27 protein-coding genes and 1 rRNA gene are annotated in these 26,498 nt (G+C 70.1%); 19 read left to right on the top strand and 9 right to left on the bottom strand.

What is annotated here, in order from left to right:
- The 9 genes from rrf to ACZ7LS_RS36470 form a co-directional block, all read left to right on the top strand.
- Positions 1-74, top strand: a 5S ribosomal RNA gene (rrf, locus tag ACZ7LS_RS36510); the annotation flags it as partial.
- 74 nt (positions 75-148) lie between these two features.
- Positions 149-793 (top strand): HAD family hydrolase, encoded by a 645-nt coding sequence (locus tag ACZ7LS_RS36505; protein ID WP_382880768.1) that lies wholly within the window; start codon positions 149-151, stop codon positions 791-793.
- Positions 794-898: 105 nt separating this feature from the next.
- Positions 899-2,146, top strand: coding sequence for an MFS transporter (locus ACZ7LS_RS36500; protein ID WP_385137115.1), 1,248 nt, complete (start codon positions 899-901; stop codon positions 2,144-2,146).
- Entirely contained in the window at positions 2,115-3,287 is a 1,173-nt protein-coding gene (locus ACZ7LS_RS36495; protein ID WP_382525574.1) for an acetoin utilization protein AcuC, read from the top strand. Before ACZ7LS_RS36500 ends, ACZ7LS_RS36495 begins: the two co-directional genes overlap by 32 nt.
- 122 nt (positions 3,288-3,409) lie before the next feature.
- Positions 3,410-4,225, top strand: coding sequence for a phosphatase (locus ACZ7LS_RS36490; protein WP_382525576.1), 816 nt, complete (start codon positions 3,410-3,412; stop codon positions 4,223-4,225).
- A 128-nt stretch (positions 4,226-4,353) separates the two neighbouring features.
- Positions 4,354-4,566 (top strand): helix-turn-helix domain-containing protein, encoded by a 213-nt coding sequence (locus ACZ7LS_RS36485; protein ID WP_014046653.1) that lies wholly within the window; start codon positions 4,354-4,356, stop codon positions 4,564-4,566.
- Between the two features lie 187 nt (positions 4,567-4,753).
- Positions 4,754-4,852, top strand: a complete 99-nt coding sequence (locus tag ACZ7LS_RS36480; RefSeq protein ID WP_003948845.1) for a 30S ribosomal protein bS22 — start codon at positions 4,754-4,756, stop codon at positions 4,850-4,852.
- Between the two features lie 161 nt (positions 4,853-5,013).
- On the top strand, positions 5,014-6,051 hold the full coding sequence (locus ACZ7LS_RS36475) for an NAD-dependent epimerase/dehydratase family protein (protein WP_382525578.1): 1,038 nt from the start codon (positions 5,014-5,016) through the stop codon (positions 6,049-6,051).
- Between the two features lies 1 nt (position 6,052).
- On the top strand, positions 6,053-7,156 hold the full coding sequence (locus ACZ7LS_RS36470; RefSeq protein WP_385137117.1) for a 1-acyl-sn-glycerol-3-phosphate acyltransferase: 1,104 nt from the start codon (positions 6,053-6,055) through the stop codon (positions 7,154-7,156).
- A gap of 93 nt (positions 7,157-7,249) precedes the next feature.
- On the opposite strand, the gene ACZ7LS_RS36465 is transcribed toward ACZ7LS_RS36470, so the two are convergent.
- The 3 genes from ACZ7LS_RS36465 to ACZ7LS_RS36455 form a co-directional block, all read right to left on the bottom strand.
- Positions 7,250-8,473: a DUF5667 domain-containing protein gene (locus ACZ7LS_RS36465; protein WP_382676109.1), complete on the bottom strand. Its 1,224-nt coding sequence runs from the start codon at positions 8,471-8,473 to the stop codon at positions 7,250-7,252.
- Positions 8,474-8,771: 298 nt separating this feature from the next.
- Positions 8,772-9,566, bottom strand: a complete 795-nt coding sequence (locus ACZ7LS_RS36460) for an ECF subfamily RNA polymerase sigma factor, BldN family (protein WP_382525584.1) — start codon at positions 9,564-9,566, stop codon at positions 8,772-8,774.
- 376 nt (positions 9,567-9,942) lie between these two features.
- Positions 9,943-10,887, bottom strand: a complete 945-nt coding sequence (locus tag ACZ7LS_RS36455) for an HAD family hydrolase (protein WP_382525586.1) — start codon at positions 10,885-10,887, stop codon at positions 9,943-9,945.
- 159 nt (positions 10,888-11,046) lie between these two features.
- Here ACZ7LS_RS36455 and ACZ7LS_RS36450 point away from each other — a divergent pair, with 159 nt between their 5' ends.
- The 8 genes from ACZ7LS_RS36450 (at position 11,047) to ACZ7LS_RS36415 (ending at position 20,101) form a co-directional block, all read left to right on the top strand.
- Positions 11,047-11,325: a glutaredoxin family protein gene (locus ACZ7LS_RS36450; protein ID WP_382525588.1), complete on the top strand. Its 279-nt coding sequence runs from the start codon at positions 11,047-11,049 to the stop codon at positions 11,323-11,325.
- 366 nt (positions 11,326-11,691) lie between these two features.
- Complete coding sequence (locus ACZ7LS_RS36445) at positions 11,692-12,516, top strand: redox-sensing transcriptional repressor Rex (protein ID WP_382525590.1); 825 nt, start codon at positions 11,692-11,694, stop codon at positions 12,514-12,516.
- Entirely contained in the window at positions 12,513-13,868 is a 1,356-nt protein-coding gene (locus ACZ7LS_RS36440; RefSeq protein ID WP_382525592.1) for a glutamyl-tRNA reductase, read from the top strand. Before ACZ7LS_RS36445 ends, ACZ7LS_RS36440 begins: the two co-directional genes overlap by 4 nt.
- Positions 13,865-14,842, top strand: a complete 978-nt coding sequence (gene hemC / locus ACZ7LS_RS36435; RefSeq protein ID WP_382676120.1) for a hydroxymethylbilane synthase — start codon at positions 13,865-13,867, stop codon at positions 14,840-14,842. The genes ACZ7LS_RS36440 and hemC overlap by 4 nt, the downstream gene beginning before the upstream one ends.
- Positions 14,839-16,497: a bifunctional uroporphyrinogen-III C-methyltransferase/uroporphyrinogen-III synthase gene (locus ACZ7LS_RS36430; protein ID WP_382676123.1), complete on the top strand. Its 1,659-nt coding sequence runs from the start codon at positions 14,839-14,841 to the stop codon at positions 16,495-16,497. The genes hemC and ACZ7LS_RS36430 overlap by 4 nt, the downstream gene beginning before the upstream one ends.
- A 261-nt stretch (positions 16,498-16,758) precedes the next feature.
- Positions 16,759-17,748, top strand: coding sequence for a porphobilinogen synthase (hemB, locus tag ACZ7LS_RS36425; RefSeq protein WP_382525598.1), 990 nt, complete (start codon positions 16,759-16,761; stop codon positions 17,746-17,748).
- Between the two features lie 91 nt (positions 17,749-17,839).
- Positions 17,840-18,784, top strand: a complete 945-nt coding sequence (locus ACZ7LS_RS36420; RefSeq protein WP_382525781.1) for an STM4015 family protein — start codon at positions 17,840-17,842, stop codon at positions 18,782-18,784.
- 129 nt (positions 18,785-18,913) lie between these two features.
- Entirely contained in the window at positions 18,914-20,101 is a 1,188-nt protein-coding gene (locus ACZ7LS_RS36415; RefSeq protein ID WP_382525600.1) for a wHTH domain-containing protein, read from the top strand.
- A gap of 71 nt (positions 20,102-20,172) precedes the next feature.
- On the opposite strand, the gene ACZ7LS_RS36410 is transcribed toward ACZ7LS_RS36415, so the two are convergent.
- Complete coding sequence (locus ACZ7LS_RS36410; RefSeq protein ID WP_385137122.1) at positions 20,173-20,892, bottom strand: DUF4232 domain-containing protein; 720 nt, start codon at positions 20,890-20,892, stop codon at positions 20,173-20,175.
- A 359-nt stretch (positions 20,893-21,251) separates the two neighbouring features.
- On the opposite strand from ACZ7LS_RS36410, the gene ACZ7LS_RS36405 reads away from it, so the two are divergent.
- Positions 21,252-22,634: a helix-turn-helix domain-containing protein gene (locus ACZ7LS_RS36405; protein WP_385137124.1), complete on the top strand. Its 1,383-nt coding sequence runs from the start codon at positions 21,252-21,254 to the stop codon at positions 22,632-22,634.
- Positions 22,635-22,662: 28 nt separating this feature from the next.
- Here ACZ7LS_RS36405 and ACZ7LS_RS36400 read toward each other — a convergent pair whose 3' ends face one another.
- The 4 genes from ACZ7LS_RS36400 to ACZ7LS_RS36385 all read right to left on the bottom strand — a co-directional run bounded on the left by ACZ7LS_RS36400 (position 22,663) and on the right by ACZ7LS_RS36385 (position 25,014).
- On the bottom strand, positions 22,663-23,463 hold the full coding sequence (locus ACZ7LS_RS36400) for an alpha/beta fold hydrolase (RefSeq protein ID WP_385137126.1): 801 nt from the start codon (positions 23,461-23,463) through the stop codon (positions 22,663-22,665).
- A gap of 40 nt (positions 23,464-23,503) precedes the next feature.
- Positions 23,504-23,863, bottom strand: a complete 360-nt coding sequence (locus tag ACZ7LS_RS36395) for an SGNH/GDSL hydrolase family protein (protein WP_385137127.1) — start codon at positions 23,861-23,863, stop codon at positions 23,504-23,506.
- A gap of 87 nt (positions 23,864-23,950) precedes the next feature.
- Positions 23,951-24,190: a DUF397 domain-containing protein gene (locus ACZ7LS_RS36390; protein ID WP_383973326.1), complete on the bottom strand. Its 240-nt coding sequence runs from the start codon at positions 24,188-24,190 to the stop codon at positions 23,951-23,953.
- Positions 24,187-25,014, bottom strand: a complete 828-nt coding sequence (locus tag ACZ7LS_RS36385; protein ID WP_383973324.1) for a helix-turn-helix domain-containing protein — start codon at positions 25,012-25,014, stop codon at positions 24,187-24,189. The genes ACZ7LS_RS36390 and ACZ7LS_RS36385 overlap by 4 nt, the downstream gene beginning before the upstream one ends.
- A 113-nt stretch (positions 25,015-25,127) precedes the next feature.
- Here ACZ7LS_RS36385 and ACZ7LS_RS36380 point away from each other — a divergent pair, with 113 nt between their 5' ends.
- The gene (locus ACZ7LS_RS36380; protein ID WP_129773296.1) at positions 25,128-25,610 is read left to right on the top strand and encodes an ATP-binding protein; all 483 of its coding nucleotides are present in this window, start codon (positions 25,128-25,130) and stop codon (positions 25,608-25,610) included.
- 42 nt (positions 25,611-25,652) lie between these two features.
- Here the strand turns inward: ACZ7LS_RS36380 and ACZ7LS_RS36375 are convergent, their stop codons facing one another.
- Positions 25,653-26,021, bottom strand: coding sequence for a DUF952 domain-containing protein (locus tag ACZ7LS_RS36375; RefSeq protein ID WP_385137130.1), 369 nt, complete (start codon positions 26,019-26,021; stop codon positions 25,653-25,655).
- Between the last annotated feature and the right edge of the window lie 477 nt (positions 26,022-26,498).

The following is a 26,498-nucleotide window of genomic DNA, read 5'->3' as shown; positions in this document are numbered from 1 at the left end:
ACCCGGAAGCTAAGCCTCACAGCGCCGATGGTACTGCAGGGGGGACCCTGTGGGAGAGTAGGACGCCGCCGAACAATCTTTAGGGGAATGCCCCGCGCCTTTCGGCGCGGGGCATTCCTGCGTTATAGGGTCGGATGAGGCTGAGTACATGCGCTATGAACTGATCATCTTCGACAATGACGGTGTCCTTGTCGACAGCGAGCTGCTCTCCAACACCATCCTGGCCGCCTATCTCACCGAACTGGGCCATCCCACCTCCTACGAGGACTCCCTCCGGGACTACATGGGGGCCGCCGTTCATCGCGTCCACGACCTGGTGAAGGAGCGGACAGGTCGGCTTCTGCCCACCAACTTCGACGACACCCTGCACGACCGTGTCTTCGCCGCCTTCGAGCGGGAGTTGGAGCCCGTCGACGGGGTGACCGAGGTACTGGAGAAGCTGGCCGGGGACGGGGTGTCCTACTGCGTCGCCTCCTCCGGGAGCCATCAGCGGATCCGCGTCGGGCACCGGAAGACCGGGCTGAGCCGGTGGTTCGAGGACAGCGTCATCTTCAGCGCGCAGGATGTCGGACGGGGCAAGCCGGCGCCCGACCTCTTCCTTCATGCCGCCGAGCGCATGGGCGTGGCGCCCGGCCGCTGTGCTGTCGTGGAGGACAGCCCCCTCGGGGTCCGCGCCGCCAGGGCCGCGGGCATGGACGTGTTCGCGTTCACGGCCATGACACCCGCCGACCAGCTCCCCGGCGCCACCGGTTACTTCAGCAGGATGGCGGAACTACCGGGGTTGCTCGCCTGAGCCGCCCGCCTGAGCGGCTCGCGGGATCCGCCGCGGGACGCGTGACGGGATCCATCGTGTGATCCGCCTACCCATGGGTAGAGGAGCGTCCTACGCTGTCCGGCCATGACAGACGCGCGGTTGCGGCACGGTCGGCTCTCCCTGGCGCTGAGCTTCTTCGTCCAGGGGGTGACCTTCGCCCTGCTCGTGACGCGTATCCCCGCCATCCAGGACCGGTACGGGATATCCAACGCGCTGCTCCCCGTCTTCCTCGCCGCCGTGCCCGTGCTCGCCGGCGTCGGCAGTGTCGTCACCGAGAAACTCGTGGCGCGGGTGCGGCCCGGGGTGGTGTTGCGCTGGGCGCAGCCCGTCGTACTGCTGGCGCTCCTCGGTGCCGGGGCGGGCGGCGAGGTGTGGCAGCTGGGCATCGCGCTGGCGGCGTTCGGACTGTCGGTCGGCGCGCTCGACGCGTCCATGAACATGCTCGGGGTGAGTCTTCAGCGGGCGTACGGCCGGAGCATCATGCTCGGCTTCCACGCCGCGTACAGCCTTGGGGGGATCGCCGGGGCCTCGCTCGCCTGGGTCGGCGCGCACTGGGATCTGTCGCTGCTGGTGTCGTATCTCCCGGTGGTGGCCCTGCTGTTGCCGGCCGCGCTGATCGGCAGCCGTTGGTACGCCGACGCCGACACGGACGCCAAGGCCGATGCCGCCGCTGCTATCAACCGTACGGATGGTAAGGACGCGGAGAAGGCGGCGGGCGCCGCGAGCGGGCAGCCGGTCGCGTTCAGGCTGCTCCTGCCGCTCTGCCTCGTCATGGCCTTCGCGTACATCGGTGACTCCACCGTGTCGAACTGGAGCGCCAAGTACCTCCAGGACGTCCTCGGCAGCTCGGAGGAGCTGGCGACCGTTCCGTACAACGCCTATATGGTCACCACGCTGCTGGGGCGCGCGGTCGGGGACCTGGGTGTGCGGCGGTTCGGGCCGGTGGCCGTCGTGCGGTGCGGGTCGCTGCTCGCGGGGGCCGGCTTCGCGGTGGTGGCGCTGGCGTCCGGCGCCTGGATGGGGATCCTCGGGTTCACGATGCTCGGACTCGGGCTGTGTGTGATCGTTCCGCAGACTTTCGCGGCGGCCGGACGACTGTTTCCCGCCGCGAGCGACATCGCCGTGGCCCGCCTCAATATCTTCAACTACGTGGGGTTTCTCATCGGATCGCCGCTGGTGGGAGCGCTTGGGGACCTGTGGAGCTACCGGGGCGCGATGCTCGTACCGATGGTGATGGTTTTGGTGACGCTCGTGTACGCCCACTCGTTCGGGACGGATGTGGACCGATACGGTGGCGGGCATGAGCGGCCGCGCACGGTTGATGTGGGATGACGCAGTAACGGGATACGACTTCGGGCCCAGCCATCCGATGGATCCCGTACGGCTCGTACTGACCATGGGGTTGGTGCGGGCGTACGGACTGGACCGGGCGGCGGACGTGGTGGCCGCGCCGGCCGCCGGGGACTCGACGCTGCGCCTCGTCCACCAGCAGGAGTATGTGGACGCGGTGCGGCGGGCCTCGCTGGATCCGCGCGCCGCCGATGGTTCGTACGGGCTCGGCACGCCGGACGATCCGGCCTTCGCGGGGATGCATGAGACGTCGGCCCTGATCGCCGGGCAGTCGGTCGGCGCGGCCGAGGCGGTGTGGCGCGGGGAGACCGCGCACGCCGTGAACTTCGCGGGCGGGCTGCACCACGCGATGCCCGGGGCGGCGTCCGGGTTCTGTATCTACAACGACGCGTCCCTGGCGATCGCCCGGCTCCTGGAGCTGGGCGCGGAGCGGGTCGCGTACATCGATGTGGACGTGCATCACGGGGACGGCGTCCAGACGGCGTTCTGGGAGGACCCCCGGGTGCTGACGGTGTCGCTGCACGAGCACCCGCGGACGCTCTTCCCGCAGACCGGCTGGGCGGAGGAGACCGGAGGGGGCGCGGGCGAGGGCAGCGCGGTGAATGTGGCGCTGCCCGCGGGGACGGGCGACGAGGGCTGGTTGCGGGCGTTCCACTCGGTGGTGCCCGAACTGCTGGCGGACTTCCGGCCGCAGGTGCTGGTGACCCAGCACGGCGCGGATACGCATTTCGAGGATCCGCTGGCGCATCTCGCGGTGTCGCTCGACGCGCAGCGTGCGGTGCAGGCGTCCTGCCACGACCTGGTGCACGAGTACGTGGACGGCGGGCGGTGGGTCGCGCTGGGCGGCGGCGGTTACGCGGTCGTCGACGTGGTGCCCCGGTCCTGGACCCATCTGGTGGGGATCGCCGCGCACGCGCCGATCGATCCGCTGTCGGAGGTGCCGGAGTCCTGGCGGGACGAGGTGTACGCGCGGACGCGGCAGCTGGGTCCCGGGCGGATGACGGACGGGCGGACGCCGGCCTGGCAGCCGTGGGAGGCCGGGTACGATCCGGCGGACCGGCTGGACCAGGCGGTGCTGGCGACGCGCAAGGCCGTGTTCCCGCTGCGGGGGCTGCTGGCGTAGCGGCTGATGGCTCACTGCCGGCGGTCGGCGGTCGGCGGTCGGCCCGGCGGCTGTTACGCCAACTGTGCGGTGAATCAGGGGTTCCAGCCCGCGGGAGTGCCGTAAGCGGCAGGATCGGCCGGGTGTTGAGCACCGGAGCGCTGCGGGCGCATCTGCTGGCGGCCAGGCTGGCCGGACCTGTGGCCACCTCGCGCGAGGCGAGCCTGCGCAGCTACCGTCTCTTCGCCGCCCGCGATCCACGCGTGACGCTCGGACTCGATCCGGAATGGGCATGGAATGAGCAGGACTTGCTCAAGCTCATGGCCGACAAGTGTGGAGTTTCACCTGATTCCGATCACGTGCTGGGTCCTGATGTCATTGATCCCGAGCGGACGCTGAGCGCGCTGGACGCGTTCGCCGACCGGCTGGGCGCTGTGGCGGAGCGGCGGGCGCCGGTACTGCTCGGGACGGGGCATCCGCATCGGCTGCTCGTTTTCTACGCGGAGCTGGCAGACGCTTTGTCGGCGGCGGGATGTCTCGTTCTCACTCCCGCGCAGGGGCGATGTGTCGACATAACGACCCGGTTCGGGGTACGTACGTACAACCTTGACTACGTACGGGGAGTCGCGCTGATGCGGGAGCCCGGCGTGCGATGCGCCGGGCGTGAGACCGGCGCGCACACCCATTCACCACTGCCGGTCCGGGTGGCTCTGGAGGGCGTGGCGGAGTCCGGGGGCCCGCTGCCCGAGCTGGTCGTGGGAGACCACGGATGGGTCTGCGGGGCAGGTCAGCTGGGTTTTGAGGCCATCGGTCTCGCCGATACGGACGATCCCGCGCTGTTCGTCGGGGAAGCGGAGGGGCGGGTGTCCGTGGCCGTTCCCCTCGATGACGCCGTGCGGTCTGATTACTACCGGCCGCTTACGCGCTATGTACTCAATCGAGCGTGTCTGTCACAGTAGGCGGCCGAAGGCTGCTCCTCTTCCCCACTCGCATCACCCGCCCCTAGTCTGGTGAGTGAGCGCACAGCGACGAAGAGTTACCGGAGGGGAAGCCGGTGGCCGTCGCGTGCGGAAGGTACAGGTGGGTCATGGCTGCTGGCAGCGAGAGGCCTCTCAACGAGGTCAAGTTCCTTACCGTGGCGGAAGTCGCCTCAGTGATGCGAGTGTCGAAGATGACCGTGTACCGCTTGGTGCACAGCGGTCATCTGCCGGCGATCCGGGTGGGCAGGTCATTCCGGGTTCCGGAGCAAGCGGTTCACGAGTACCTCCGCGAGTCATTCGTGGGGGTCGAGTCTGCGTGACGCCGGGACCGGTACGGCTCGTTCCCCGTCGCGGCGAACGTCGCGGCGGGGCGCGTGGCGCCGGCAGAATCACCTCGGGTGTCCCTCGGATTACGCCCCTCACTCGGCGGCGGGTAGGCTAGGCCGACGTAGGTCGTGTGGGCCCAGACGCCCCGCACCGAGTGAAGAGAAGTGAGCGAGGGTAGTCGTGGGCTCTGTTATCAAGAAGCGGCGTAAGCGGATGGCCAAGAAGAAGCACCGCAAGCTGCTCAAGCGCACCCGCGTTCAGCGTCGCAACAAGAAGTAGCGTCAGCTGTTCGTGCATTCGCGGCCCTTCCACCGACCTGGTGGAAGGGCCGCGGTGTTTGCCGGTCAAAGAAATGGTGTGGCGCGCCCTACGGTCACCGTGGCGCGATACCGACCCGATACGGTGGCGCCCACGGAGACTTTCAGGGGAAGGCGCTGATCTTGGGCAAGGTCGTGCTCGTGACAGGAGCGGCCCGTCAGCTCGGAGGCCGTTTCGTACGGCGCGTTCAGCGTGATTCCGAGGTGGACCGGGTCATCGCCGTGGACGCGGTCCCGCCCGCGCATGAGCTGGGCGGGGCGGAATTCGTCCGCGCGGATATCCGGCAGCCGGTGATCGCGCGGATTCTGGCCGAGCACGGAGTCGACACCGTCGTCCATCTCGATGTGACGGGCACTCCGCTGGGCTCCGGCGGGCGGGCCGCCGTCAAGGAGACCAACGTCATCGGCACGATGCAGCTGCTCGGCGCCTGCCAGAAATCGCCGACGGTGAAGCGGCTGGTGGTCAAGTCCAGTACGAGTGTGTACGGTTCCGCGCCCCGCGATCCGGCGATCTTCACGGAGACCACGCCGCCCAAATCGCTGCCGAGCGGCGGCTTCGCCAAGGACGCGGTGGAGGTCGAGGGATACGTACGCGGCTTCGCGCGCCGCAGACCGGATGTGGCGGTCTGTGTGCTGCGCTTCGCGAACATCCTGGGGCCTACGGCGGATACACCGCTCGCCGAATATCTGTCGCTGCCCGTGCTGCCGACGGTCTTCGGTTATGACCCGCGGCTCCAGTTCGTGCACGAGGACGATGTGATGGACGTCCTGCTGATCGCCTCCGACGAGCCGCGGCGCGGGACGCTCAACAGCGGGACCTTCAATGTCGCCGGGGAGGGTGTGCTGCTGCTCTCGCAGTGTTCACGGCGGCTGGGGCGGCCCACGGTGCCCGTTCCGCTGCCCGCCGTGACCTGGGTCGGTACGGCGCTGCGCACGGTCGGGATGACGGACTTCGCGCCGGAACAGATCAGGCTGTTGACCCATGGCCGGGTGGTCAGCACGGACCAGCTGCGCGAGACACTGGGCTTTGTGCCCCGGTACACGACCGCGGAGGCCTTCGCGGACTTCGCGCGCGGCCGGGGGGCCGGGCTGCTGCCGCCGGAGGCGGCGGCCCGTACCGTCGACCGGCTCTCCACTCTCGTCAGCAAGGAGCGCATCTGACATGGCCGATGCCAAGGTCATCCCCTTCGGTGATGAACCGAGGTCGAGGCGTGGATCCGCCGGCGGCCGGCGGCAGCACGCCAAGGACGGTGCCCCGAAGCGCTCGCCGGGGGCCGGGGCGGAATCAGCGCCGGGGGCAGGATCGGGGCCGGAGCCGGGCCCCGTACGTAAGCCGGGACCGCTCGCGCCCGTACCGGAACTGGAAGCTGAAGTGGAACCGGAACTGGAGCCGGAGTCGGGGGCGGGGGCGGAGCCGGCTCCCGCGAGCGGCTGGGAGCGGCGCCTCGCGGGCGGGCTGGCGTTTCTGCGCCGACGGGTCACCGGCGAGTACGACATCGACGAGTTCGGCTACGACCAGGAGCTCACCGACCAGGTCCTGATGTCGTTGATCCGGCCGCTGTACGAGAACTACTTCCGGGTCGAGGTGAAGGGCATCGAGAACATCCCGTCGGAGGGCGGGGCGCTCGTGGTGGCCAATCACTCGGGGACGCTGCCGCTGGACGGGCTGATGATGCAGGTCGCCGTCCGCGACAACCATCCGGCGGACCGGCATCTGCGGCTGCTGGCGGCCGATCTGGTGTTTATGCTGCCCGTGGTCAACGAGCTGGCGCGGAAGGCCGGGCACACCCTGGCATGCGCGGAGGACGCCGAGATACTGCTCCAGCGCGGCGAGGTCGTCGGGGTGATGCCGGAGGGTTTCAAGGGGCTCGGCAAGCCGTTCGGCGACCGGTACAAGCTTCAGCGGTTCGGCCGGGGCGGGTTCGTGTCGACGGCGCTGCGCGCGGGCGTGCCCATCGTGCCGTGCTCGATCGTGGGCGCCGAGGAGATCTATCCGATGATCGGCAACTCGCGGACGCTGGCGCGGCTGCTGGGGGTGCCGTACTTCCCGATCACGCCGACGTTCCCGTGGCTGGGGCCGCTGGGCATGCTGCCGCTGCCGACGAAGTGGACGATCCGGTTCGGTGAGCCGATCCCGACGGACGGCTATCCGCCGGAGGCGGCGGAGGATCCGATGCTGATGTTCAATCTGACGGATCAGGTGCGCGAGCAGATTCAGCACTCGCTCTATAAATTGCTGGTGCAGCGGCGGTCGGTGTTCTTCTGAGCGCCGCGTTCTTCGGATCGTTGTGCAGCTGTGAGGGGCGGTGCTCCGGTGGAGCACCGCCCCTCAGCTGTACTGCTGTACTGCCGCTGACGGTTACTGATCCGCGTCCTCGGCCTTGAAGCCGAGTCCTGGCAGCAGATCCGGCAGCAGCGGCGGGATCGTGACATCCGGTCCCGGACGGTCCGAGCTGTCCTGGTTCTCGGACGGGGACGGGGTGGCGCTGCTCTGTGGCGGGTCGAGCAGGCCGCCCGTGCCGCCGCCGAGCAGGCCCTCCTCGGGCGCGCTGTCCGAGTCCTGTCCCGACGGGTTGGGCTGGTCGTTGGTGTGCGAGCCGCTTCCGCCGCCCTCGCTCGGTGCGGAGGGCGAGGGATGGCTCTGACGACCGGAGCCCGGGGAGTCGGGTGTGGAGCCGGGCTGGGTGGTTCCCGCGTGCTTCTCCGGCGGGCGCGGCAGCAGCGACTGGAGCGGGGCGACCTCTTCGTCTATGGCGTCGAAGACCGAACTGACTTCGTTGCCGACGTCCGTCAGCTGGACGGGCAGCCGCTCGCGCAGCCCGTTCCAGGCCTGGCGGTGCGAGGCGGAGAACGACGAGAGGGTGGCGATCGGGCCGAGTGAGCCGTCCCGTTCGTATGCCTGATGGAGCAGGCGGTGGCCCTCGGTGACGTCGTGCTTCATCCCGCTCAGTGTGCGCCGGATCTCGGCCATGGATTCATGGTCGAGCCGGCCGGAGCGGCCCCGCTCCATCAGCCGGCGGGTCTCGCTGAGCCTGGTCGAGGCGTGGTCCAGATACAGCTCGCCCCGGTCGGACTCGTCGTCCGCCAGATTGAGCTTGAAGTCCTCCATTCCTCGTTTCAGTCCGTACAGCGAGTCACCGGGCAGGGCGTCGGAGCTGGCGGCGGCGACACCGCCGAAGGCGCCCGCCGCCACCCCGACCGTGAGCCCGCCCGCCGCAAGGCCTTTGGACCAGCGGGATCTGGGGCGCAGTCTCCGGAGGCGGGAGGCCCGGTGGGCGCCCCGTCCGGACTTGCGCTGCTCCGGCACCGTAGGGCCCGGAGTCGCCCCCCCGGCGGCTGTGCCCTCCAGCAGCATGGCCTCCATGGCTGCCACGAGCTGTGCCCGTTGCACCATTTTGACCTCGGGGTCCAGCGTCGGTTTCGGCAGTTCACCGAGACCACTCGCCAGGGCCAACAGCCGCCCCTGTTCGGCCGGTTCGGCCGACTCGGCGGGCTGTTCGGCCGCCGCGCCCTGGACCGTCTGGTCTTCCAGGGCCTGGGCGAAGGCGTTCGCCCGCCGGTGTGCCGAAACGTTCGCGATCACTGGCGGCACCTCCTCTCGTCATGACGATCGACTCCCCTGGGGGTCCGGAAGGTTGCACGCCTTGAGCACATCCACACGATTGAGTGAGTGGCTGCGGGCATGGCGTGACCGCAGGGAGCCTGCATCCCGCACAACGAGCGTCGCGGCACATGGGTTACGCGCGAAGGATGATCGGACCAGCCCGTCATCGAGGCGTCACCGACTGTGAGTTGGGTCCGAGGTGGGGGCGGACAGCGGGTGAACGGCCGCTGCTGAGAGGTGGGGGGTAGGTGGGGGTGAGTGGGGGGACAGCCGGCGGTCAGCGGGCGTCGTCGGGCAGGAGCCGGGCCAGTGTTCGTACGGCTCGGTACTGCAAAGTTTTGATCGCTCCTTCGTTCTTGCCCATGACGCGGGCCGTCTCGGCGACCGAGAGACCTTGCAGGAAGCGCAGTGTGACGCACTCCTGCTGCTGCGGGTTGAGTTTGCGTACGGCTTCGAGCAGGGCCGCGTTCGAGAGGGACTCCAGGACGGAGTCCTCCGGGCTGCGCTCCACCTCGTTGGCGTCGAGCATTTCGCCCGTGGTCACTTCGAGACGGAAACGGCTCGATTTGAAATGGTCCGCGACCAGGTTCCGGGCGATCGTGACCAGCCAGGCGCCGAAGTCGCGCCCTTGCCAGGTGAAGGTGGAGATCCGGCGCAGGGCGCGCAGGAACGTCTCGCTGGTGAGATCCTCGGCGGTCGCCTTCCCGCCCACGCGGTAGTAGATATAGCGGTAGACGGTGTCGCTGTACTGGTCGTACAGCCGGCCGAAGGCCTCGGCCTCACCGGCCTGGGCGCGCTCGACGAGTTCCATCATGCGGGCGCTGTCGCTGTCGGCGGTGGGCCGACGGGCGGGGGTCGAGGCGGCGGCGCTGCTTCGGCTCCCCCGTCTGCCGACCGCCGCACCACCGCTCGCCAGGGCATAACAAGGACCGATAGGGCCGCTCACGGCAGGGGCCGGTGCGGCGAAGGCGGGGACGGCGTACGCGGTGGGGACGAAGCCGCGCAAGTGGTCAAGGACCGTTGCGCGCAGCGTAGCCAGGCCCGAGGCGTCAACCCCGACGTGTGGGTACACGGGACTCCCAGAGGCAGAGCTTCCATCACGTGCAGTGCGGGACCGTTCACTCGTCGTGGCGACGTGTGGGGTCCGGTATGCGTCTGAGGAGAATAACGCTTCGTACAGGCAGCGCTACACCCAGTTGCTCAAATCATCGATTACGTCGCTTCCATGACGCCTATGCGGCGTATCTAGTCGCACATCGTGACCATTTATTGATCGGATTGCGACAAGATCTGTTTGCTCTCGTGATGGGTTGTGCCTGAGTGACGGACGTACGTACGGCCCCGCGGGGACTTCCGCAGGGCCGTACGTGTTGATGTGTCACCCGGCGGCGTGTCCCCGGGGCGTGTCTCTCGTTGCGGCGGGACCGCGCGGGGCCGGCGACGCCGAGTCAGCGGCGGCGGCGGTGCAGGGCGACCGCGGCCGCCGTGCCGCCCGCGAGGGCGCCCACTCCGGCCGCCGCCGGGATGCCGACCTTGGCCGCCTTGCGGCCGGTCCGGTAGTCGCGCAGCCGCCAGTCCAGCCGGCGCGCGTGCTTGCGGAGCTTGGTGTCCGGGTTGATGGCGTACGGGTGTCCGACCAGCGAGAGCATCGGGATGTCGTTGTGCGAGTCGCTGTACGCCGCGCAGCGGTCCAGGTCGAAGCCCTCGGTCGCGGCCAGGGCGCGGACGGCCTCGGCCTTCGCGGGGCCGTGCAGCGGTTCGCCGACGAGTTTGCCGGTGTATACGCCGTCGATCGATTCGGCGACCGTGCCGAGGGCACCGGTCAGGCCGAGCCGCCTGGCGATGATCGTCGCGGTCTCGACGGGCGCCGCCGTCACCAGCCAGACCTGCTGGCCCGCGTCCAGGTGGGCCTGGGCGAGGGCGCGGGTGCCGGGCCAGATCCGGTCGGCCATGTACTCGTCGTAGACCTCTTCGCCGATGGACATCAGCTCGGCGACCCGGTGGCCCTTGACGATGGACAGCGCGCTGTCGCGGGCGTCCTGCATGTGCTCGGGGTCCTCGACCCCGGCCAGCCTGAACCATGTCTGCTGCCAGGCGAACCGGGCCAGCTCGCGGCGCTGGAAGAACTTCCGCTTGTACAGGCCGCGGCCCAGGTGGAAGATCGCGGCGCCCTGCATCACGGTGTTGTCGAGATCGAAGAAGGCGGCGGCGCGGTTGTCGCCGAAGACGGGGAAGTCGGGCACCTCGTCGGCCTTGGCGGCGGCTTCGGCCTCCGAGGCCGCGTGCGACTCCTGCGTGGACCTGAGTCCTGCCTCGGCTGCGGCCTCGCCTGCGAGCACGCTCCGTGCGGTGGCGGAGCGCCTGCGGGGGGTGAGCCATCCCAGTGCGGCCATATCGTGAGCATAGCCAGTCTGTTCGGTACTTCCCGACGTGTGGGGGTGCCGTGGAGTGAACACTCCGCGGCCGGTGCGTTAATCCGCTGATCATGCGATCCGGTCCCGGCTGTGGATGACGCGCGCCACCGCCGGCGGAGCGGGCGGAGAATGGTCCGCATGAGTCCTCTGCTGCGACGTACGACGAAGAAGAAGGCGGGCGAGCGGATGGTGACGCTCGTCTCGAAGCCCGGATGCCATCTCTGTGACGATGCCCGCTCCGTAATCGAACGGGTGTGCGGGGAGATGGGGGCGCCATGGGAGGAAAAAGACATTACGCGGGATGAAGCGCTGCATCGCGCGTACTGGGAGCAGATTCCGGTGGTCCTGGTGGACGGTGAGCAGCACACGTTCTGGCGGGTCGACGCCGATCGGCTCCGTCGCGAACTGGGGGGCTGAAGGGAAAGACGGTTACCATCGTGGGCGCTTTGCTGGGTTTTCTCTGGTGATCATGCTCCGGGCCGGGAGGGTGGCCCCGAGGTGTCGCCAAGCGTCCGGGGATCGGTCCCGGGAGGGTTAAGGGGAGCGGTCTCGGGGGCGTATTCGTGAGGAGTGTGTGCGGTTTTGCCCCCTTCGTGTGTGCAACGGGTCGACGCGGTGTGCGGTTCCACTCCTGTGGGATCGACGCGCGTGACCCCGGTCACTTTGCTCGGACAAAGCGGACACAATCTTTGTGCACGCGTTCACAAAGACATAGCCTGCATTCGACGGGGCGGTCCAGGGACATACGACCGCCTGCAGCCTCGCTCATCCCGCAGGAGCACCGTGGCAACTGGCCGAACTCACCGACCGGCGACTCGTAGCCGAGGAATCCCCGAGGCCACCGTCGCCAGGCTTCCGCTGTATCTGCGGGCGCTGACCGCTCTGTCCGAGCGTTCGGTACCCACGGTCTCCTCCGAAGAGCTCGCGACCGCGGCCGGGGTCAACTCCGCCAAGCTGCGGAAGGACTTCTCCTACCTCGGCTCCTACGGGACCAGGGGTGTGGGCTACGACGTCGAGTACCTCGTCTACCAGATCTCCCGTGAGCTGGGGCTGACGCAGGACTGGCCGGTCGTCATCGTCGGTATCGGTAACCTCGGCGCCGCGCTCGCCAACTACGGCGGGTTCGCCTCCCGTGGATTCCGGGTGGCCGCGCTGATAGACGCCGACCCCGCGATGGCGGGCAAGCCGGTCGCCGGGATGCCGGTCCAGCACGCGGACGAGCTGGAGAAGATCATCACCGACAACGGCGTCTCGATCGGGGTCATCGCGACCCCCGCGGGCGCCGCCCAGCAGGTCTGCGAGCGGCTGGTCGCCGCCGGTGTGACCTCGATCCTCAACTTCGCGCCGACCGTGCTCTCCGTGCCGGACGGTGTGGACGTACGCAAGGTCGACCTCTCCATCGAGCTGCAGATCCTCGCCTTCCACGAGCAGCGCAAGGCCGGTGAGGGGGCCGCGGCGGAAGCGGCGCTGGCCGCCGAGCGCGGGAGCGCGGTGCACGCGGTGGAGGTGGACGCCGCGGACGCGGACGTGGACGCTCCGGAGGCGGACAGCGCCGCCGCGAGCCGGAAGGGACCCGACGGGGACGTTCCCGCGGTGATGCCGGCATGAGTCTCCTGGTCGTCGGAGTGAGCCACCGCAGCGCACCCGTGAGTGTGCTGGAGCGGGCGTCCCTCGCCACCGCCACACAGATCGAGCTGCTGCAGGACTCGCTCGCCGCGGAGCCCGCGACCGAGGCCGCGGTCCTCGCCACCTGCAACCGCATCGAGCTGTACGCCGACGTCGACAAGTTCCACGCCGGGGTCGCCGAGCTGTCCACGCTCCTCGCCCGGCACAGCGGCGTCGGCCTGGAGGAGCTCACCCCCTATCTCTATGTGCACTACGAGGACCGGGCCGTCCACCACCTCTTCTCGGTGGCCTGCGGGCTCGACTCGATGGTCGTCGGCGAGGGCCAGATCCTCGGGCAGATCAAGGACGCGCTGGCGCTGGGGCAGGAGCTGCACACCGCGGGCCGGCTGCTCAACGACCTCTTCCAGCAGGCCCTGCGGGTCGGCAAGCGCGCCCACAGCGAGACCGGGATCGACCGGGCGGGCCAGTCTCTGGTCACCTTCGGCCTGGAGCAGCTCGCCGCCGGGGCCGCCGTGGACGTCTGGGCCAAGAAGAAGCGCGCGCTGGTGATCGGCGCGGGCTCGATGTCCTCGCTGGCGGCCGCGACGCTCGCGCGCGTCGGCATCGACGAGATAGTCATCGCCAACCGCACGGCCGCGCGCGCCGACCGGCTCGTACAGATCCTGACCGAGCCCGGCCCGACGGGCGTCCTCGCTCGCGCGGTGGACATGAGCGCCCTCGCCGACGAGCTGCCCCACGCCGATGTGGTCGTGTCCTGCACGGGCGCGACCGGTCTGGTGCTGACCGCCGGAGCCGTCGAGGCGGCGCTGCACGGCCGCACGGGCCGGCTGGACCTGCTCGACCTCGCCATGCCCCGGGACATCGACGCCGCCGTGCACCGCCTCGGCGGGGTCCGGTTCGTGGATATCGAGTCGCTGGCCGAGGCGTCCGCCGACGCCCCCATGGCCGCCGACGTCGATCAGGTACGCACCATCGTCTCCGACGAGGTGGCGGCCTTCGGCGCCGCCCAGCGCGCCGCTCACATCACGCCGACCGTGGTCGCGCTGCGCGCCATGGCCGCCGACGTGGTGAGCAGCGAGGTCGCGCGCCTCGAAGGCAGGCTCCCCGGGCTGGACGACAAGCAGCGCGCCGAGATCACCAGGACCGTGCGCCGCGTCGTCGACAAACTCCTGCACGCGCCCACCGTGCGGGTCAAGCAGCTCGCGGGCGAGCCCGGCGGCGCCGGGTACGCGGACGCGCTGCGTGAACTCTTCGACCTCGACCCGCAGACGGTCGCCGCCGTCAGCCGGGCCGACCTGAATGACACCGACGGTGTAGGCAGAGGGCGAGTATGACCGAGAAGGCACTGAGGCCCGAGAAGCCGCTGAGGCTCGGAACCAGGCGCAGCAAGCTCGCCATGGCACAGTCCGGCCAGGTGGCGGACGCCGTGCGCGAGCTGACCGGCCGGCCGGTGGAGCTGGTCGAGATCACCACGTACGGCGACACCTCCCGCGAGCATCTCGCGCAGATCGGCGGCACGGGCGTCTTCGTCACCGCGCTGCGCGACGCGCTGCTGGCGGGCGAGGTCGACTTCGCCGTGCACTCCCTCAAGGATCTGCCGACGACCCAGCCCGACGATCTGACGCTGGCGGCCGTGCCGCGCCGCGAGGACCCCCGGGACGTGCTGATCGCGCGCGACGGGCTGGCCTTCGGGGACCTGCCCGCGGGCGCCCGGGTCGGTACGGGGTCGCCGCGCCGGATGGCGCAGCTCAACGCGTACGCGCGCAACCACGGCCGCACCATCGAAACCGTACCGATCCGCGGGAACATCGACACGCGGATCGGCTATGTCAGCGGAGGGGAGCTCGACGCCGTCGTGCTCGCCGCCGCCGGGCTTCACCGCATCGGCAGGATCGACGAGGTGACCGAGTTCCTCTCGGTCGACACGGTCCTGCCCGCCCCCGGCCAGGGGGCTCTTGCTGTCGAGTGCGCCGCGGTCAACGTGGACCTCGCCGCAGTGCTCGCCGAGCTCGACGACCCGTACACCCGGGCCGCCGTGACCGCCGAGCGTTCCCTGCTCGCCGCCCTGGAGGCCGGCTGCAGCGCACCCGTGGGTGCGTTGGCCGACCTGCTGGCCGACGGACAGGTTGTCAACGAAATGCGCCTGCGCGGCGTCGTCGGCACGACCGACGGCTCGACGCTGGTGCAGCTGTCCACCACCGGTCCCGTACCCACGTCGCACGGCGACGCCATCGCGCTCGGTCGCGAACTCGCGTCCGAGATGCTCGCCAAGGGTGCGGCCGGTCTTATGGGGGAGCGAGCACTTTGAGCCCCACCACCTCTGACCTTCCAGCCTGCTCCGCATCGGGGCACGTCACCTTCCTCGGTGCCGGACCCGGGGATCCGGGTCTGCTGACACTCCGCGCCGTCGAGGCGCTCGCGGGGGCGGATGTACTGATTGCCGAGCCTGATGTGCTCGAAGTCGTACGCGGCCACGCCAGGGCGGGTGTGCACACCCCTGCGCTGACGGTTGTTGACGATGTGTCAGCAGCCGCCGGGATCCCCGCGATCCGGGATGCGGCCAATCTTGTCATGGAGGCCGCGCGGGGCGGCAAGCGGGTCGTGCGTGCGGTCTCCGGTGACCCGGGGCTGGACGGCGACGCGGGCACGGAGATGCTCGCCTGTGCCACCGCGGGCATTCCCTTCGAAGTCGTCCCGGGCATCGCCGCCGCGGTCGGTGTGCCGGCGTACGCCGGGGTGCCGCTGCGCGACGCCCAGGGCACGGACGTACGGCTCGTGGACGCCAGGACCGCCAGCGAGCGGTGCTGGACCGAGGTCGGCGCGAGCGACGGCACGGTCGTCGTCTCCACCACCCTGGAGACGGTCGCGGGCGCCGCCGGTGAGCTGGTCTCGGCCGGCCGCAAGCCGGACACCCCGATGACCGTCACCGTCGCCGGTACGACAACCCGTCAGCGGACCTGGAACGCCACGCTCGGCACCATCGCGCAGGTCCTGAAGCACGCGAAGGTGCTGCCCTCCCCGGAGGGACACCAGCCGGTCATAGCCGTGGTCGGTGAGCGCAGTGCCGCCGCGCAGCGCGACCAGCTCGCGTGGTTCGAGTCCAAGCCCCTGTTCGGCTGGAAGGTGCTCGTTCCGCGTACGAAGGAGCAGGCCGCGTCGCTCTCCGACCAGCTCAGGTCGTACGGCGCGGTCCCGCACGAGGTGCCGACCATCGCGGTCGAGCCGCCGCGCACACCCCAGCAGATGGAGCGCGCGGTCAAGGGCCTGGTCACCGGGCGCTACGAGTGGATCGCGTTCACCTCGGTCAACGCGGTGAAGGCGGTCCGGGAGAAGTTCGAGGAGTACGGGCTCGACGCCCGTGCCTTCGCCGGGATCAAGGTCGCCGCGGTGGGCGAGCAGACCGCCGCGTCGCTCGTGGACTTCGGGGTGAAGCCCGATCTGGTGCCGTCCGGCGAGCAGTCGGCGGCCGGGCTGCTGGAGGACTGGCCGCCGTACGACCCGGTCTTCGACCCGATCGACCGGGTGTTCCTGCCGCGCGCGGACATCGCCACCGAGACGCTGGTGGCGGGGCTGATCGAGCTGGGCTGGGAGGTGGACGACGTCACCGCGTACCGCACGGTGCGCGCCTCGCCGCCGCCGGCCGAGACCCGCGAGGCGATCAAGGGCGGCGGCTTCGACGCCGTGCTCTTCACCTCGTCCTCGACCGTGCGGAACCTGGTCGGGATCGCGGGCAAGCCGCACAACGTGACGGTGATCGCGTGCATCGGCCCCGCGACGGCGAAGACCGCCGAGGAGCACGGCCTGCGGGTCGACGTCCTCTCGCCCGAGCCGTCGGTGCACAAGCTGGCCGAGGCGCTCGCCGCGTTCGGCACGCAGCGCCGCGAGGCGGCCAAGGAGGCGGGCGAAACGGTCACGCGGCCGAGCGAGCGCAGGCCGGGCAGCCGCAGGCGCCGTACGACCTGAGGGGCGTACGGACCGGAGGAGTGTGGGGCCGGGTCGCCGAGGCGGCCGGGCCCCGCGGTCTTTCCCGGGCGTACATCGCCGGGCCTGTCTCTCCGGCGCCCTCGGTTCTCCGGCGCCCTCGGTTCTCCGGCGCCCTCGGTTCCCGGGGCGGGTTCCCGGTCGCCGTGTCGGTAAAGGGGCGGGGATGCCGGGTTTATGGTCGAAGATGGTCCGACGGTCGGCCGGGCCCCGACGAACAGCAGACCCAAGAGGCGACAGACGATGAGTGTGCACGGATCCTTCCCCGGCTCGCGGCCCCGGCGGCTGCGGGTGAACCCGGTGATGCGACGGATGGTGGCCGAGACCCGGCTGCACCCGGCGGATTTCATCCTTCCCGCGTTCGTACGCGAGGGCATCAGCCGGCCCGTCCCCATCTCCGCGATGCCCGGCGTCGTCCAGCACACGCTGGACACGCTGCGCAAGACTGCCGTGGAGGCGGCCTCGGCCGGTGTCTCCGGGATCATGCTCTTCGGCGTCCCCGAGGAGGACAAGAAGGACGCGGCGGGTACGGCGGGCACGGACCCGGACGGCATCCTCCAGGCCGCTATCCGCGCGGTGCGCGAAGAGGTCGGGGACGACCTGGTCGTCATGTCCGACCTGTGCCTGGACGAGTTCACCGACCACGGCCACTGCGGGGTACTGGACGACCAGGGACGGGTCGACAACGACGCGACCCTGGAGCGGTACGCCGAGATGGCCCAGGTCCAGGCCGACGCGGGCGCCCATGTGGTGGGCCCCAGCGGCATGATGGACGGCCAGATCGGGGTCGTGCGCGACGCGCTCGACACGATCGGCAGGGAGGACGTGTCGATCCTCGCGTACACCGTGAAGTACGCGTCGGCTTATTTCGGCCCGTTCCGTGAGGCCGTCGGCTCCTCGCTGAAGGGCGACCGCAAGACCTACCAGCAGGACCCGGCGAACGTCCGGGACTCCCTGCGCGAGCTGGCGCTCGACCTCCAGGAGGGCGCCGACATGGTCATGGTCAAGCCGGCGCTGCCGTATCTGGACATCCTGGCGCGCGTCGCGGCGGAGACGGACGTGCCGGTCGCCGCGTACCAGATCTCGGGCGAGTACTCGATGGTCGAGGCGGCGGCGGAGAAGGGCTGGATCGACCGCGACGCGGCGATCCTGGAGGCCCTGACCGGAATCAAGCGCGCGGGCGCGAACATGATCCTCACGTACTGGGCGACGGAGGTCGCGGGGAAGCTCTGATGTCGGAGCGTGCTGGTAGAACAGGGCGCACCGGAGCCGGACCCGAACACGGCTTCGGATCCATGAACTTCGGGAGCCCCCCTTGTCCTACGTGCAACACGTCGAGCATTTCCATGGCCTGCCCGTACTGACCGTCCCGCCGTACACACCGGCCACGGAGCTGCCGGACGCCGGCTCCGTGGCCTGGCGTCTCTGCACCGGGCCGTACTCGTCCGACGAGGACTACGAGGACTACTGGGACCGCTTCACCAGCACGGTGGAGCTGGAGAGGGTACGGGCGCTGGTCCTCGGCCATGGCGCGCACTACATGCCCGACCAGGCGCTCATCGATCTGAGTTCCCGGCTGGTCGGGCTCGAAGCGCTCTTCCTCAACGACCTTGAGGACGACGAGGAGATGATCTCCTCGATCGGGCAGCCGGATCTCGCACCGCTCCTGGCGGCGTTCCCCGGGCTGCGGGAGCTGGCCGTGCGCGGCGGTGACGGGCTGGACTTCCCCGTGACGGGGCACGCGGGGCTGCGGTCGCTGCGTATCGAGTCCGGCGGGCTGCCTCCGGAGGCGGCGGAGCACATCGCCGCCGCCGATCTGCCCTCGCTGGAGCGGATCGAGCTGTGGCTCGGCGAAGAGGACTACGGGGGCGGCACCACGGTCGAGCAGCTCGCCCCGCTCCTCGCGGGCGACCGCAAGCCCGCGCTGCGCCACCTGGGCCTCCAGAACAGCCCCATCCAGGACGAGCTGGCCGCCGCGATCGCCTCCGCGCCGGTCGTGCCACGGCTCACCTCGCTGAGCCTGTCCATGGGCACGCTCTCCGACGAGGGCGCGGAGGCGCTGCTCCACGGGCAGCCGCTCACCCATCTCAAGGAACTCGATCTCTCGCACCACTTCCTCAGCGAGGCCATGATGCTGCGGATATGGACGGCCCTTGAGCCCGCGGGGGTCCGGGTGAACCTGTACGGGAGGAACGACCGGGAGTACGACGACTGGGACGACGACGAGGAGTCCGGGGGCGGCGGCCGTTATATCGCGGTGGCCGAATGACCGTCCTCACGCCTGATTCCCGCCGTACGGGGGCCTGTACTCGAAGCCCCACGCACCGGCGCCCCTCCCGCTCGGGTGCCCGTGCCCGTGCCCGTGCCCGTTCCCGTTTCCGTTTCCGAAAGGTTCACGATGTCGAGCAGCCCTGAATCCCAGGACCCGGAGTACCTCCGGCTCACCCGTATCCCGATGGGGCGTGAGACCGCCTGGGTGAAGCCCGACCGGCAGGTGCCGTACGGACATGTCCTGTACGCGGCGGGCACGTGGGAGTGCGCTCCCGCCGACGTCGTGTCGCGGCTGACCGCGCTCGGCTTCGCCGGCATCGAGCTTCCCGACGGCCCGCTGCCCCTCACCGTCGACCCGGTCGACGCTCTGCTGATCAAGGAAGAGGCGTACAACCTGTCGTGGCTCGGGCTCGGCAAGCCCGTGTCGCTGCGGCACATACTCGCCGCGGCGGGGCGGACGGGCCGGAGCCCCGCCTACGCCGCACGCCGGCTGACCGACTTCGGCTACGCGGTCCCGGCCGGCCATCCCCTGCCCGAAACCCCGGACACCCGCGACATCGTGCTGATCCGCGTGTCGCGCGGCGGCAACGGCGACTGGCTGGAATGGGGCGCGGAAGTGCCCGCACACCATGTGCTCAGTGCGGCGGCCGAGCTGGGGTGCAGCCCGCACGCGGCCGCCAGGCGTCTGGCCGGGCTCGGCATCCGGCTGCCCTACACCCCGGAGCCCGGGGACGAGCGGATCCTCAGGTGCGGGGTCGGCCACCGGCCCTGGGCGGGCCGCTACTCCTCGGTGCCCAGCGGGCACATCCTCGACGTCGCCCGCGAGACGGGCCGGTCGCAGGCTGCCATCGTCGCCCGGCTGGCGGAACTGGGCTGCGGGGTGGACGCGCCCGTGCCCGACGCCCCGGAGGCGGACGACTTCGTTCTCCTCAGCCACGAACTCGACGGCCGTGCGCCCTGGTTGCCCGTGAACCGTGCCGTCGGGGTGCAGCTGCGGCACATCCTGCGCGCCTCCCTCGTGACGGGACGGACCCCGGCGGACATCACCGAGCGGCTGGCCGCGCTGGGGCACGGGCCGCACGCCCACGCGAAGGTGCCCGCGGTCGCGGATCCGGAGGACATCCGGCTGCTGGAGACGGTCGACCGCTCGTTCCTCGACAACGTCCACCTCGAACACGTCCTGCGCAGCGCGAGTCTGACGGGGAGAAGCCCGGCGGACGTCGCGGCGCGGCTGACCGGCCTCGGCTACCGGCTGCCGGACGAAGTGGCGTATCCCGAGGTACGGAGCAGGGGTACGGACACGGTCGCGGCCTGACGCGGGCGGGCCCCGTACCGCGCCGACAGGGCCCCTACCGGTCGGGTAGGGGCCCTGTCGGCGTCAACGCGTCACCAGGTGAGGGCGTCGGACATCTCCGACTGCCAGTACGTCACGGCCGTGTCGTCGGCGATCCGCGTCCCCGTGGGGAGCTTGAGGGGACCGGCGGGGGAGCCCACCGAGCCCTGGTTGGCGCGTCCGATGAAGTGGACGGTCAGTTCCTTCGCCGGGATGGTCGGGTTCCCGTCACCGTTCAGGGAGATCGAGGCGTAGGCCGACTCTCCCGGGGCGAGCGTGACGACGGCCTGCGGCTGGCTCTCCTCGATGATCTGCGTGGCGGCCTGGGCCTCGTCGAAGCGGAGGGCGGGGGCGTAGTAGGCGTCGCAGTTCTTGCTGCCGGTGTTGGTGACCGTCAGCAGGAGGTGGTTGATCGGCCGGGTCACCTGGCTGACCTTGACCTTGGTGTTGGCGCCGGTGCAGGTCGTCCGCTTGGCGGTGGTGCTGCTGCTGCCCTGGCTCTGGCTCTGGCTCTGGCTCTTGCTGCTGACGGCGCTGGAGTCGGCCTCGATCTTGCCGCTGCTGTCGCTCGTGGTGCTGAGCTGCTCGGCGGGCGTCTGCCGCTCGTCGTCGCCCCGCGACTGCTGCTTGGCCGACGGCGTGCCGAAGGACGCGGCGGCGGAGTCCTTCACGGCGCCGGCGGTGTTGTCGCCGCTACCGCAGGCGGTGAGGGCGAGGGAGGCGACGAGAGCGGTGGCGGCGGCTGCGGCGGCGCGGCGACGGATGTTACGCATGAGGTTGATCCCCGTTTCGATGAGGTGAGCTGAAGTGAGGTGAAGTGAGGCGAAGTGAAGTGAAGGTGTCGACGGGTGTGGTCAGCGGCGATTGATGAGCATGAGCACGATCGCTGTCGAGGTGATCAGCACGACGACCGCCAACGCGTCGACCACGCTGATACGGAGTCGGATTCTGATTGCTGCTCCCCGTTCGGCTGGTGCTGCACTCACCTTGCGGGGTCGCCGGAAGCGGCCGCAATCGGCAGGGGAGAATGGGGGAAGCTGGAACGCTCGCGCATACTCTGACCTGGGGGGACGGGGTTTCCCTGGAACGCGTTCCTGGAACGGACCAGCAGGAACGAGGAGGGGAACAGCGAGTGGCGACCACCGAGGCCGAGGCTTTCGCGGAACTGCTCAGGGGGTTGAAGGACCGCTCGGGGCGCAGCTACGGCGTCCTCGCCGGGAAACTCCATGTGAGTACGTCCACGCTGCACCGCTACTGCAACGGGGATGCCGTGCCGACCGACTACGCGTCGGTGGAGCGGCTCGCGCGGCTGTGCGCGGCGAACGCCGAGGAAATGGTCGAGCTGCACCGGCGGTGGATCCTCGCGGACGAGGCGAGACGGCGGGCGCGGTCGGCTCCGTCGGCCGCGGCGGCGGCCCCGGCCGAGGCTGAGGCTGTCCCTGGACCTGAGCCCGCACCCGCATCCGCACCGGAGCCCGCGCCCGCACCGGAGCCCGCATCCGCATCCGCGCCCTCGCCGGAGCCCGCACCCGCGCTCGCACCGGAGCCTGCGCCTGAACTCGTTTCCGCACGCGAGCCCGTGTCCGTCGCCGGGTCCCGTATCGTCCGGCTCCCCCGTACCAAACGCCTGCGTCTTCTTCTCGCCGCCGTGGCGGTCGTGGCGGTCGCCGTTCCCGCCATCGCCTACGGCAGCGGGGCCGTCAACTCGACCGACGACCGTTCCGCCGCGAGCGCGGTGTCGGAGGCTCCGAGCCGGGAATCGGAGGAGAGCGTGTCGCCCTCCGCCTCCCCGGACGGCAAGGACAAGGAAAAGCCGTCCGCCCCGCCCTCCGCCTCGGCCTCCCGGAGCGCGAGCCCGTCCGACGCGCCCAGCGCGCGTACGACGTCCACGGCGCCCGGCCATCTCTCCGCGGGCGGGGTGCCGGTGTCGGTGAGCACCCGGCCGTACGCCTTCGAGGACCCGTGCAGTCAGCACTACCTCATCGACAGCCCACCGGAGCAGATCCCTCCGCCACCCACCGAGCAGGACGCGCCCGGCTGGGTCAACGCGCTCGGCGGGGTGGCGAGCGGCGGTCAGTTCATCGAACTGACCGTGCAGGGCAAGAGCAGCGACACGGTCGTCCTGAACGCGCTGCGCGTGAAGATCGTGAAGACCGACGCCCCGCTTCCCTGGAACGACTACGCGATGGGCGTCGGCTGCGGCGGCGGCGTGGGCACGAAGTCCTTCGCCGTCAACCTGGACGCGGCCCGGCCCAGTTCCGTGCCCAAGGCGGGCCAGCGGGACTTCCCGTACAGCGTCAGCGAGTCGGACCCCGAGGTCTACTACGTCTCCGCCACCGCGACGGCGCGGGACGTCAGCTGGTACCTGGAGCTGGAGTGGACCAGCGGTGACCGGCACGGCACGCTCCGCGTGGACGACAACGGAAAGCCGTTCCGTACGAGCGGGTCGCAGGGGCGTCCGTCGTACGACTACCCGCTGGGCGGCACGGAGTGGGGTGTGGCCGCGAAGGGCTGAGACGGGCCCTGGCCCTGGCCCCGTGCGGTTACCGCTCGGGACCGGCCAGCGCCGCCGCGACCACCGCCGCCGGGTTGTCGCGGTAGACCGAGTGGCTCGCTCCCTCCACCGCCGTCCAGTGGAAGTCCGCCTTCGAAGAGCCGATCCGGTGGCCCTCCTCGGCGGTGAAGGCCGGGTTGTGCACCGGGTCGGCGGCGAGCACGGTCACGGGACCGGCGTACTCCGTCAGCTCCTTCTCGTACGACCAGGGCGTGTTGTGCCGCAGAAAACTCTCGGCGACGTACGGACTGGTCCGCTGGGCCGCCTGGACCTTGAGGAAAATGTCCTCGGGGTGCCACGCCGGGTTCTTGCGGAGCAACGACTCCTCGGTCGCCGTCAGCTCGGTGAGCGTGCCGCTCACGAACTCCTCGACCCTGCCCGAGACCGAGATGACGGGGTCGAGCAGGAGGAGACGCGACGCCCAGCCGGGCTCGGCGCTCGCCGCCGCGGTCGCCACGACACCGCCGAGGGAGTGCCCGACGACGAGATCCCACGCGCCGCCGCCCTCCGGGGTGAGGGCCAGTACGTCGGCGGCGAACCCCTCGATGTCGTACCGCCGCGTACGGGGCGCGAGGCCGTGGCCGCGCTGATCGGGGGCGGTGACCGACCAGCCGGCCTCGGCCAGTTCGTCCGCCACGCGCCACCAGCAGGCCGCCGCCGAGGTCAGCCCGTGGAGCAACAGGGCGTGCCGCGACGCGTCGGGCCGTCCCCAGCGCATGAGGGGGAGCTGAACGACGGTGGGGGTGGCCGGGGCCGGGGCCGTGACGGGGAAGGTCTCTCGCTGATCCATTCCTCGATCTTCGCAGGGAATTCCGGCCTTCGGGCCGGGTTCACCCAGCGGACGGCCTGACCTCGCCACTGTACGAAGAGGTAGCGCCCGGCTTGATGACGTCATGGATGGCGGCGAGCCTGCCCTGCTCGATGAACGAACGCGAACTGCGACCGCCGATCGCGCGGTTGGCGACCGTGATGTTCGACGTGAAGAAGCCGGGAAGGGGCTGGCCCCAGCCCGCCTGCGGGTAATAGCCGGAGTTGTAAGTCTGCGCCGTCGAGTCGCCGGCGATGTAGAGCGTGGCGACCGCGCGGGGCGCGGCGGACGCGGTGCCGGGGAGGCCGAGGCTGGCGGCGGTGCCGGCGCCGAGCGCGGCGGTGGCGCCAAGGAGGAAGTGCCTGCGGCTGGTGGGGGGCATCCGGGACTCCTGACGGGGGTGGGGGGTGGTGCCGTCGTCAGCCGGAGGTCGCCGCAGGGAGCCGGAAGGTTGCCGTGGTGTGTGTGGTCAGTTGGCCGCGTACGCGGTGAAGGCGGCCCAGGCGGTGGGGGCGAGGGTGAGGGTGGGGCCTGTGGGGTTCTTGGAGTCGCGGATGTGGACGGCGCGGGGGTGTGAGGCGACCTCGACGCAGTTGCCGCCCTGTTCGGTGCTGTAGCTGGACTTGCGCCAGTCGTAGGCGACTTCGAGGCAGTCGCCGCCCTCGCTGCCGCTGTAGCTCGACTTGAACCATTTGAGTGCGGTGTTCATTGCGCTCCTAGGAGACGGTCCAACAGGCCCATGGAGTCCTCGGGAGTGAGGGCCTGCGATCGCAGCATCGCATACTTGCGCGCCAGGATGGACACCTCGTCGGGGTCGGAGACCCACTGGCTGCCGCGCTGGGTCTCGTTGTAGGCGAGGTGCTGGTGATCGGGCGTTTCCAGCAGGATGAAGGGGCCATCGAGCCCGGCATGGATGGTGCGATCCAGCGGCAGGAACTGAATCGTGAGGCCCGGCATTTCAGCGCATGTGCGTAGGTGGGTCAGTTGCTCGGCGAAGGCGTGTTGGCCCCCAATGGGGAGACGGAGGACCGGCTCCCAGACGACGTAGCTGACTGTCGGTGGGACTTTGCGGTGCAGTATTGCCTGACGCTCGATGCGGGCCGCAGTCTTGGTCTCTACCTCGTCCTCGTCAAACGCCGGGACGCGGCTGCGGAAGACCTCCCGTGCGTATGACTCGGTCTGGAGCAGGCCAGGCAGTACCTGGTTCTGGTATGCGGACAGTGAGATCGCCTCGCGCTCGTGGTCCACGAATTGCTCCGCCCACAGCGGGAACTGGTCAATCTCAGGCATGTTGGCCACCCCGACCGACAACGCCCCTTTAGTGTCGAGGAGTTCGTCCAGCGTCTCCGCCAGGTCCGCCTTCAGCGGCCGTCGGCCCTGCTCGATCGACGCGATCGTCTCCTCGTCGGCGACGACCCGTTCACCGAGGGAACGCTGCGTATAGCCCGCCGCCCGGCGGAAGGTCGCCACTTGGGCGCCCAGCATCTTCATCGCCGAGGCGTTCTTCTTCCTCGGATGTTTCCTGGGATTCATGCCGGCCCAACTCCCCACATGCGCACGTACTTGATCCTGGGACAGCCCGTACAGAAGATCTGTACGGGGTCACCTGGTGCACGAGTTTAGTTACTCTCCGCGACTATCGCTCCATGGATGCGACAACTCGCCACTTTGTGCTCAGGGAGAGGTTCTTCCGCCGTGACCGGCGGTCCGTCCCCGCCGCCAGGAAGTTCACCCACCAAGCCCTGGTCGACTGGGACTTGACCGAAGGTTTCTCCGCCGACGACGTGTTGCTGTGCGTGAGTGAGCTGGCCACCAACGCGCTTCTGCACGGCGTGCCGCCCGGCCGTGGGTTCCGGCTGTACCTCCAGTACACCGGTGACGTGCTCCGTATCGAGGTGCACGACAGCGGCCCCGGCGTCCCCCGGATCGTTGATTCGGCGGACGGCGAGGGCGGGCGTGGGCTGCTGCTCGTCGCGGCCTTCACCGACAGGTGGGGCGTGGGGGAGCGGAGCCCCGGCAAGGTGGTGTGGTGCGAGTTCGAGGTGCGGCGGGAGGAGGCCGACGAGGCGACGCCCCCGGCGGTCACCCACCACGCCGAGGGCTGGCTCGGTCTTCTGATGGCCCGGTGATGACCCGGTGGTGCACCGGTGACCGGGCCCTGATCTCCGCCGTCAGACCTCCACGTCCATGTCCGTGAGCCCCACCGCCCGACCCGTCGCGTCCCACTTGACCTGTTGTATCCCCGTCACCGCCGAGCGGTTGAGCGGGCCGTACACATGCGGGAACCGGGTGTCGTCCGCGACCCCGGGCGGTGCCTTCTCGGCCTGCTGCCAGACCAACCGTGGCGTCAGCGACTCCTCGTCGATGAGCAGCGCGAGCAGGGGGCGGGGCGTGTCGCGGTAGAAGGCGTTGGCGATGGCCAGGGTGACCGGTTCGTCGGGGGAGCAGTGGATGAAGCCGTCGGTGGCGAGCGACGCGGGCGTGTACGGCTGGTCCGGCTCGCGTCGCCAGTCGTCCAGCGGAAGCAGATGCACGATCATGCCTCCAGCCGTACCCGGTGGCCCGCCCGCACACGCTCGTCGCCCGGTGCTCTGGGGGTCGTAGGGGGCGTAGGGGTTTCTGAGAAGTCGGTGTCGGTGCGGGAGCCAGGGGTTCGGCCCCGGACGGAGGTGTAGACGCATCGTCAAGGAGTGTCGACGCATCATCAAAGGCATCACCGCGCGGGTATGCGATTGTTTCGCTCATGACATCTTTGAGAGGTAAGAAGCTCAGATTTGCCGTGCCCATGGGGCTCAGCGCCCTCATGCTCGCCGTCTCGGGTGCCCTGTCCCCCGCGTCCGCGGCGACACACTGGGCCTATCAGAACGGGATCGGCGGCGGCCCTTGTCTCTCCTCGACTTCAGACGGAGGGAGCGCCACGGCGCTTAGACCGTGTCCTACATGGTCAGTTGGCAGTTGCGTTGGGCATGGGGAGTGGACAGTGGGGATGGATCCTTCCGGACGGGCTGTGGGAGCTG

Source organism: Streptomyces sp. NPDC039430 (assembly GCF_055639435.1).
This window is presented reverse-complemented; position numbering and strand designations above follow the sequence as displayed.

Coding starts and splice junctions, on each gene's coding strand:
- ACZ7LS_RS36505 (WP_382880768.1), top strand. CDS start 149: ATGCGCTATGAACTGATCATCTTCGACAATGACGGTGTCCTTGTCGAC.
- ACZ7LS_RS36500 (WP_385137115.1), top strand. CDS start 899: ATGACAGACGCGCGGTTGCGGCACGGTCGGCTCTCCCTGGCGCTGAGC.
- ACZ7LS_RS36495 (WP_382525574.1), top strand. CDS start 2,115: ATGAGCGGCCGCGCACGGTTGATGTGGGATGACGCAGTAACGGGATAC.
- ACZ7LS_RS36485 (WP_014046653.1), top strand. CDS start 4,354: ATGGCTGCTGGCAGCGAGAGGCCTCTCAACGAGGTCAAGTTCCTTACC.
- ACZ7LS_RS36470 (WP_385137117.1), top strand. CDS start 6,053: ATGGCCGATGCCAAGGTCATCCCCTTCGGTGATGAACCGAGGTCGAGG.
- ACZ7LS_RS36455 (WP_382525586.1), bottom strand. CDS start 10,887: ATGGCCGCACTGGGATGGCTCACCCCCCGCAGGCGCTCCGCCACCGCA.
- ACZ7LS_RS36450 (WP_382525588.1), top strand. CDS start 11,047: ATGAGTCCTCTGCTGCGACGTACGACGAAGAAGAAGGCGGGCGAGCGG.
- ACZ7LS_RS36440 (WP_382525592.1), top strand. CDS start 12,513: ATGAGTCTCCTGGTCGTCGGAGTGAGCCACCGCAGCGCACCCGTGAGT.
- hemC (WP_382676120.1), top strand. CDS start 13,865: ATGACCGAGAAGGCACTGAGGCCCGAGAAGCCGCTGAGGCTCGGAACC.
- hemB (WP_382525598.1), top strand. CDS start 16,759: ATGAGTGTGCACGGATCCTTCCCCGGCTCGCGGCCCCGGCGGCTGCGG.
- ACZ7LS_RS36415 (WP_382525600.1), top strand. CDS start 18,914: ATGTCGAGCAGCCCTGAATCCCAGGACCCGGAGTACCTCCGGCTCACC.
- ACZ7LS_RS36410 (WP_385137122.1), bottom strand. CDS start 20,892: ATGCGTAACATCCGTCGCCGCGCCGCCGCAGCCGCCGCCACCGCTCTC.
- ACZ7LS_RS36400 (WP_385137126.1), bottom strand. CDS start 23,463: ATGGATCAGCGAGAGACCTTCCCCGTCACGGCCCCGGCCCCGGCCACC.
- ACZ7LS_RS36395 (WP_385137127.1), bottom strand. CDS start 23,863: ATGCCCCCCACCAGCCGCAGGCACTTCCTCCTTGGCGCCACCGCCGCG.
- ACZ7LS_RS36390 (WP_383973326.1), bottom strand. CDS start 24,190: ATGAACACCGCACTCAAATGGTTCAAGTCGAGCTACAGCGGCAGCGAG.
- ACZ7LS_RS36385 (WP_383973324.1), bottom strand. CDS start 25,014: ATGAATCCCAGGAAACATCCGAGGAAGAAGAACGCCTCGGCGATGAAG.
- ACZ7LS_RS36380 (WP_129773296.1), top strand. CDS start 25,128: ATGGATGCGACAACTCGCCACTTTGTGCTCAGGGAGAGGTTCTTCCGC.
- ACZ7LS_RS36375 (WP_385137130.1), bottom strand. CDS start 26,021: ATGATCGTGCATCTGCTTCCGCTGGACGACTGGCGACGCGAGCCGGAC.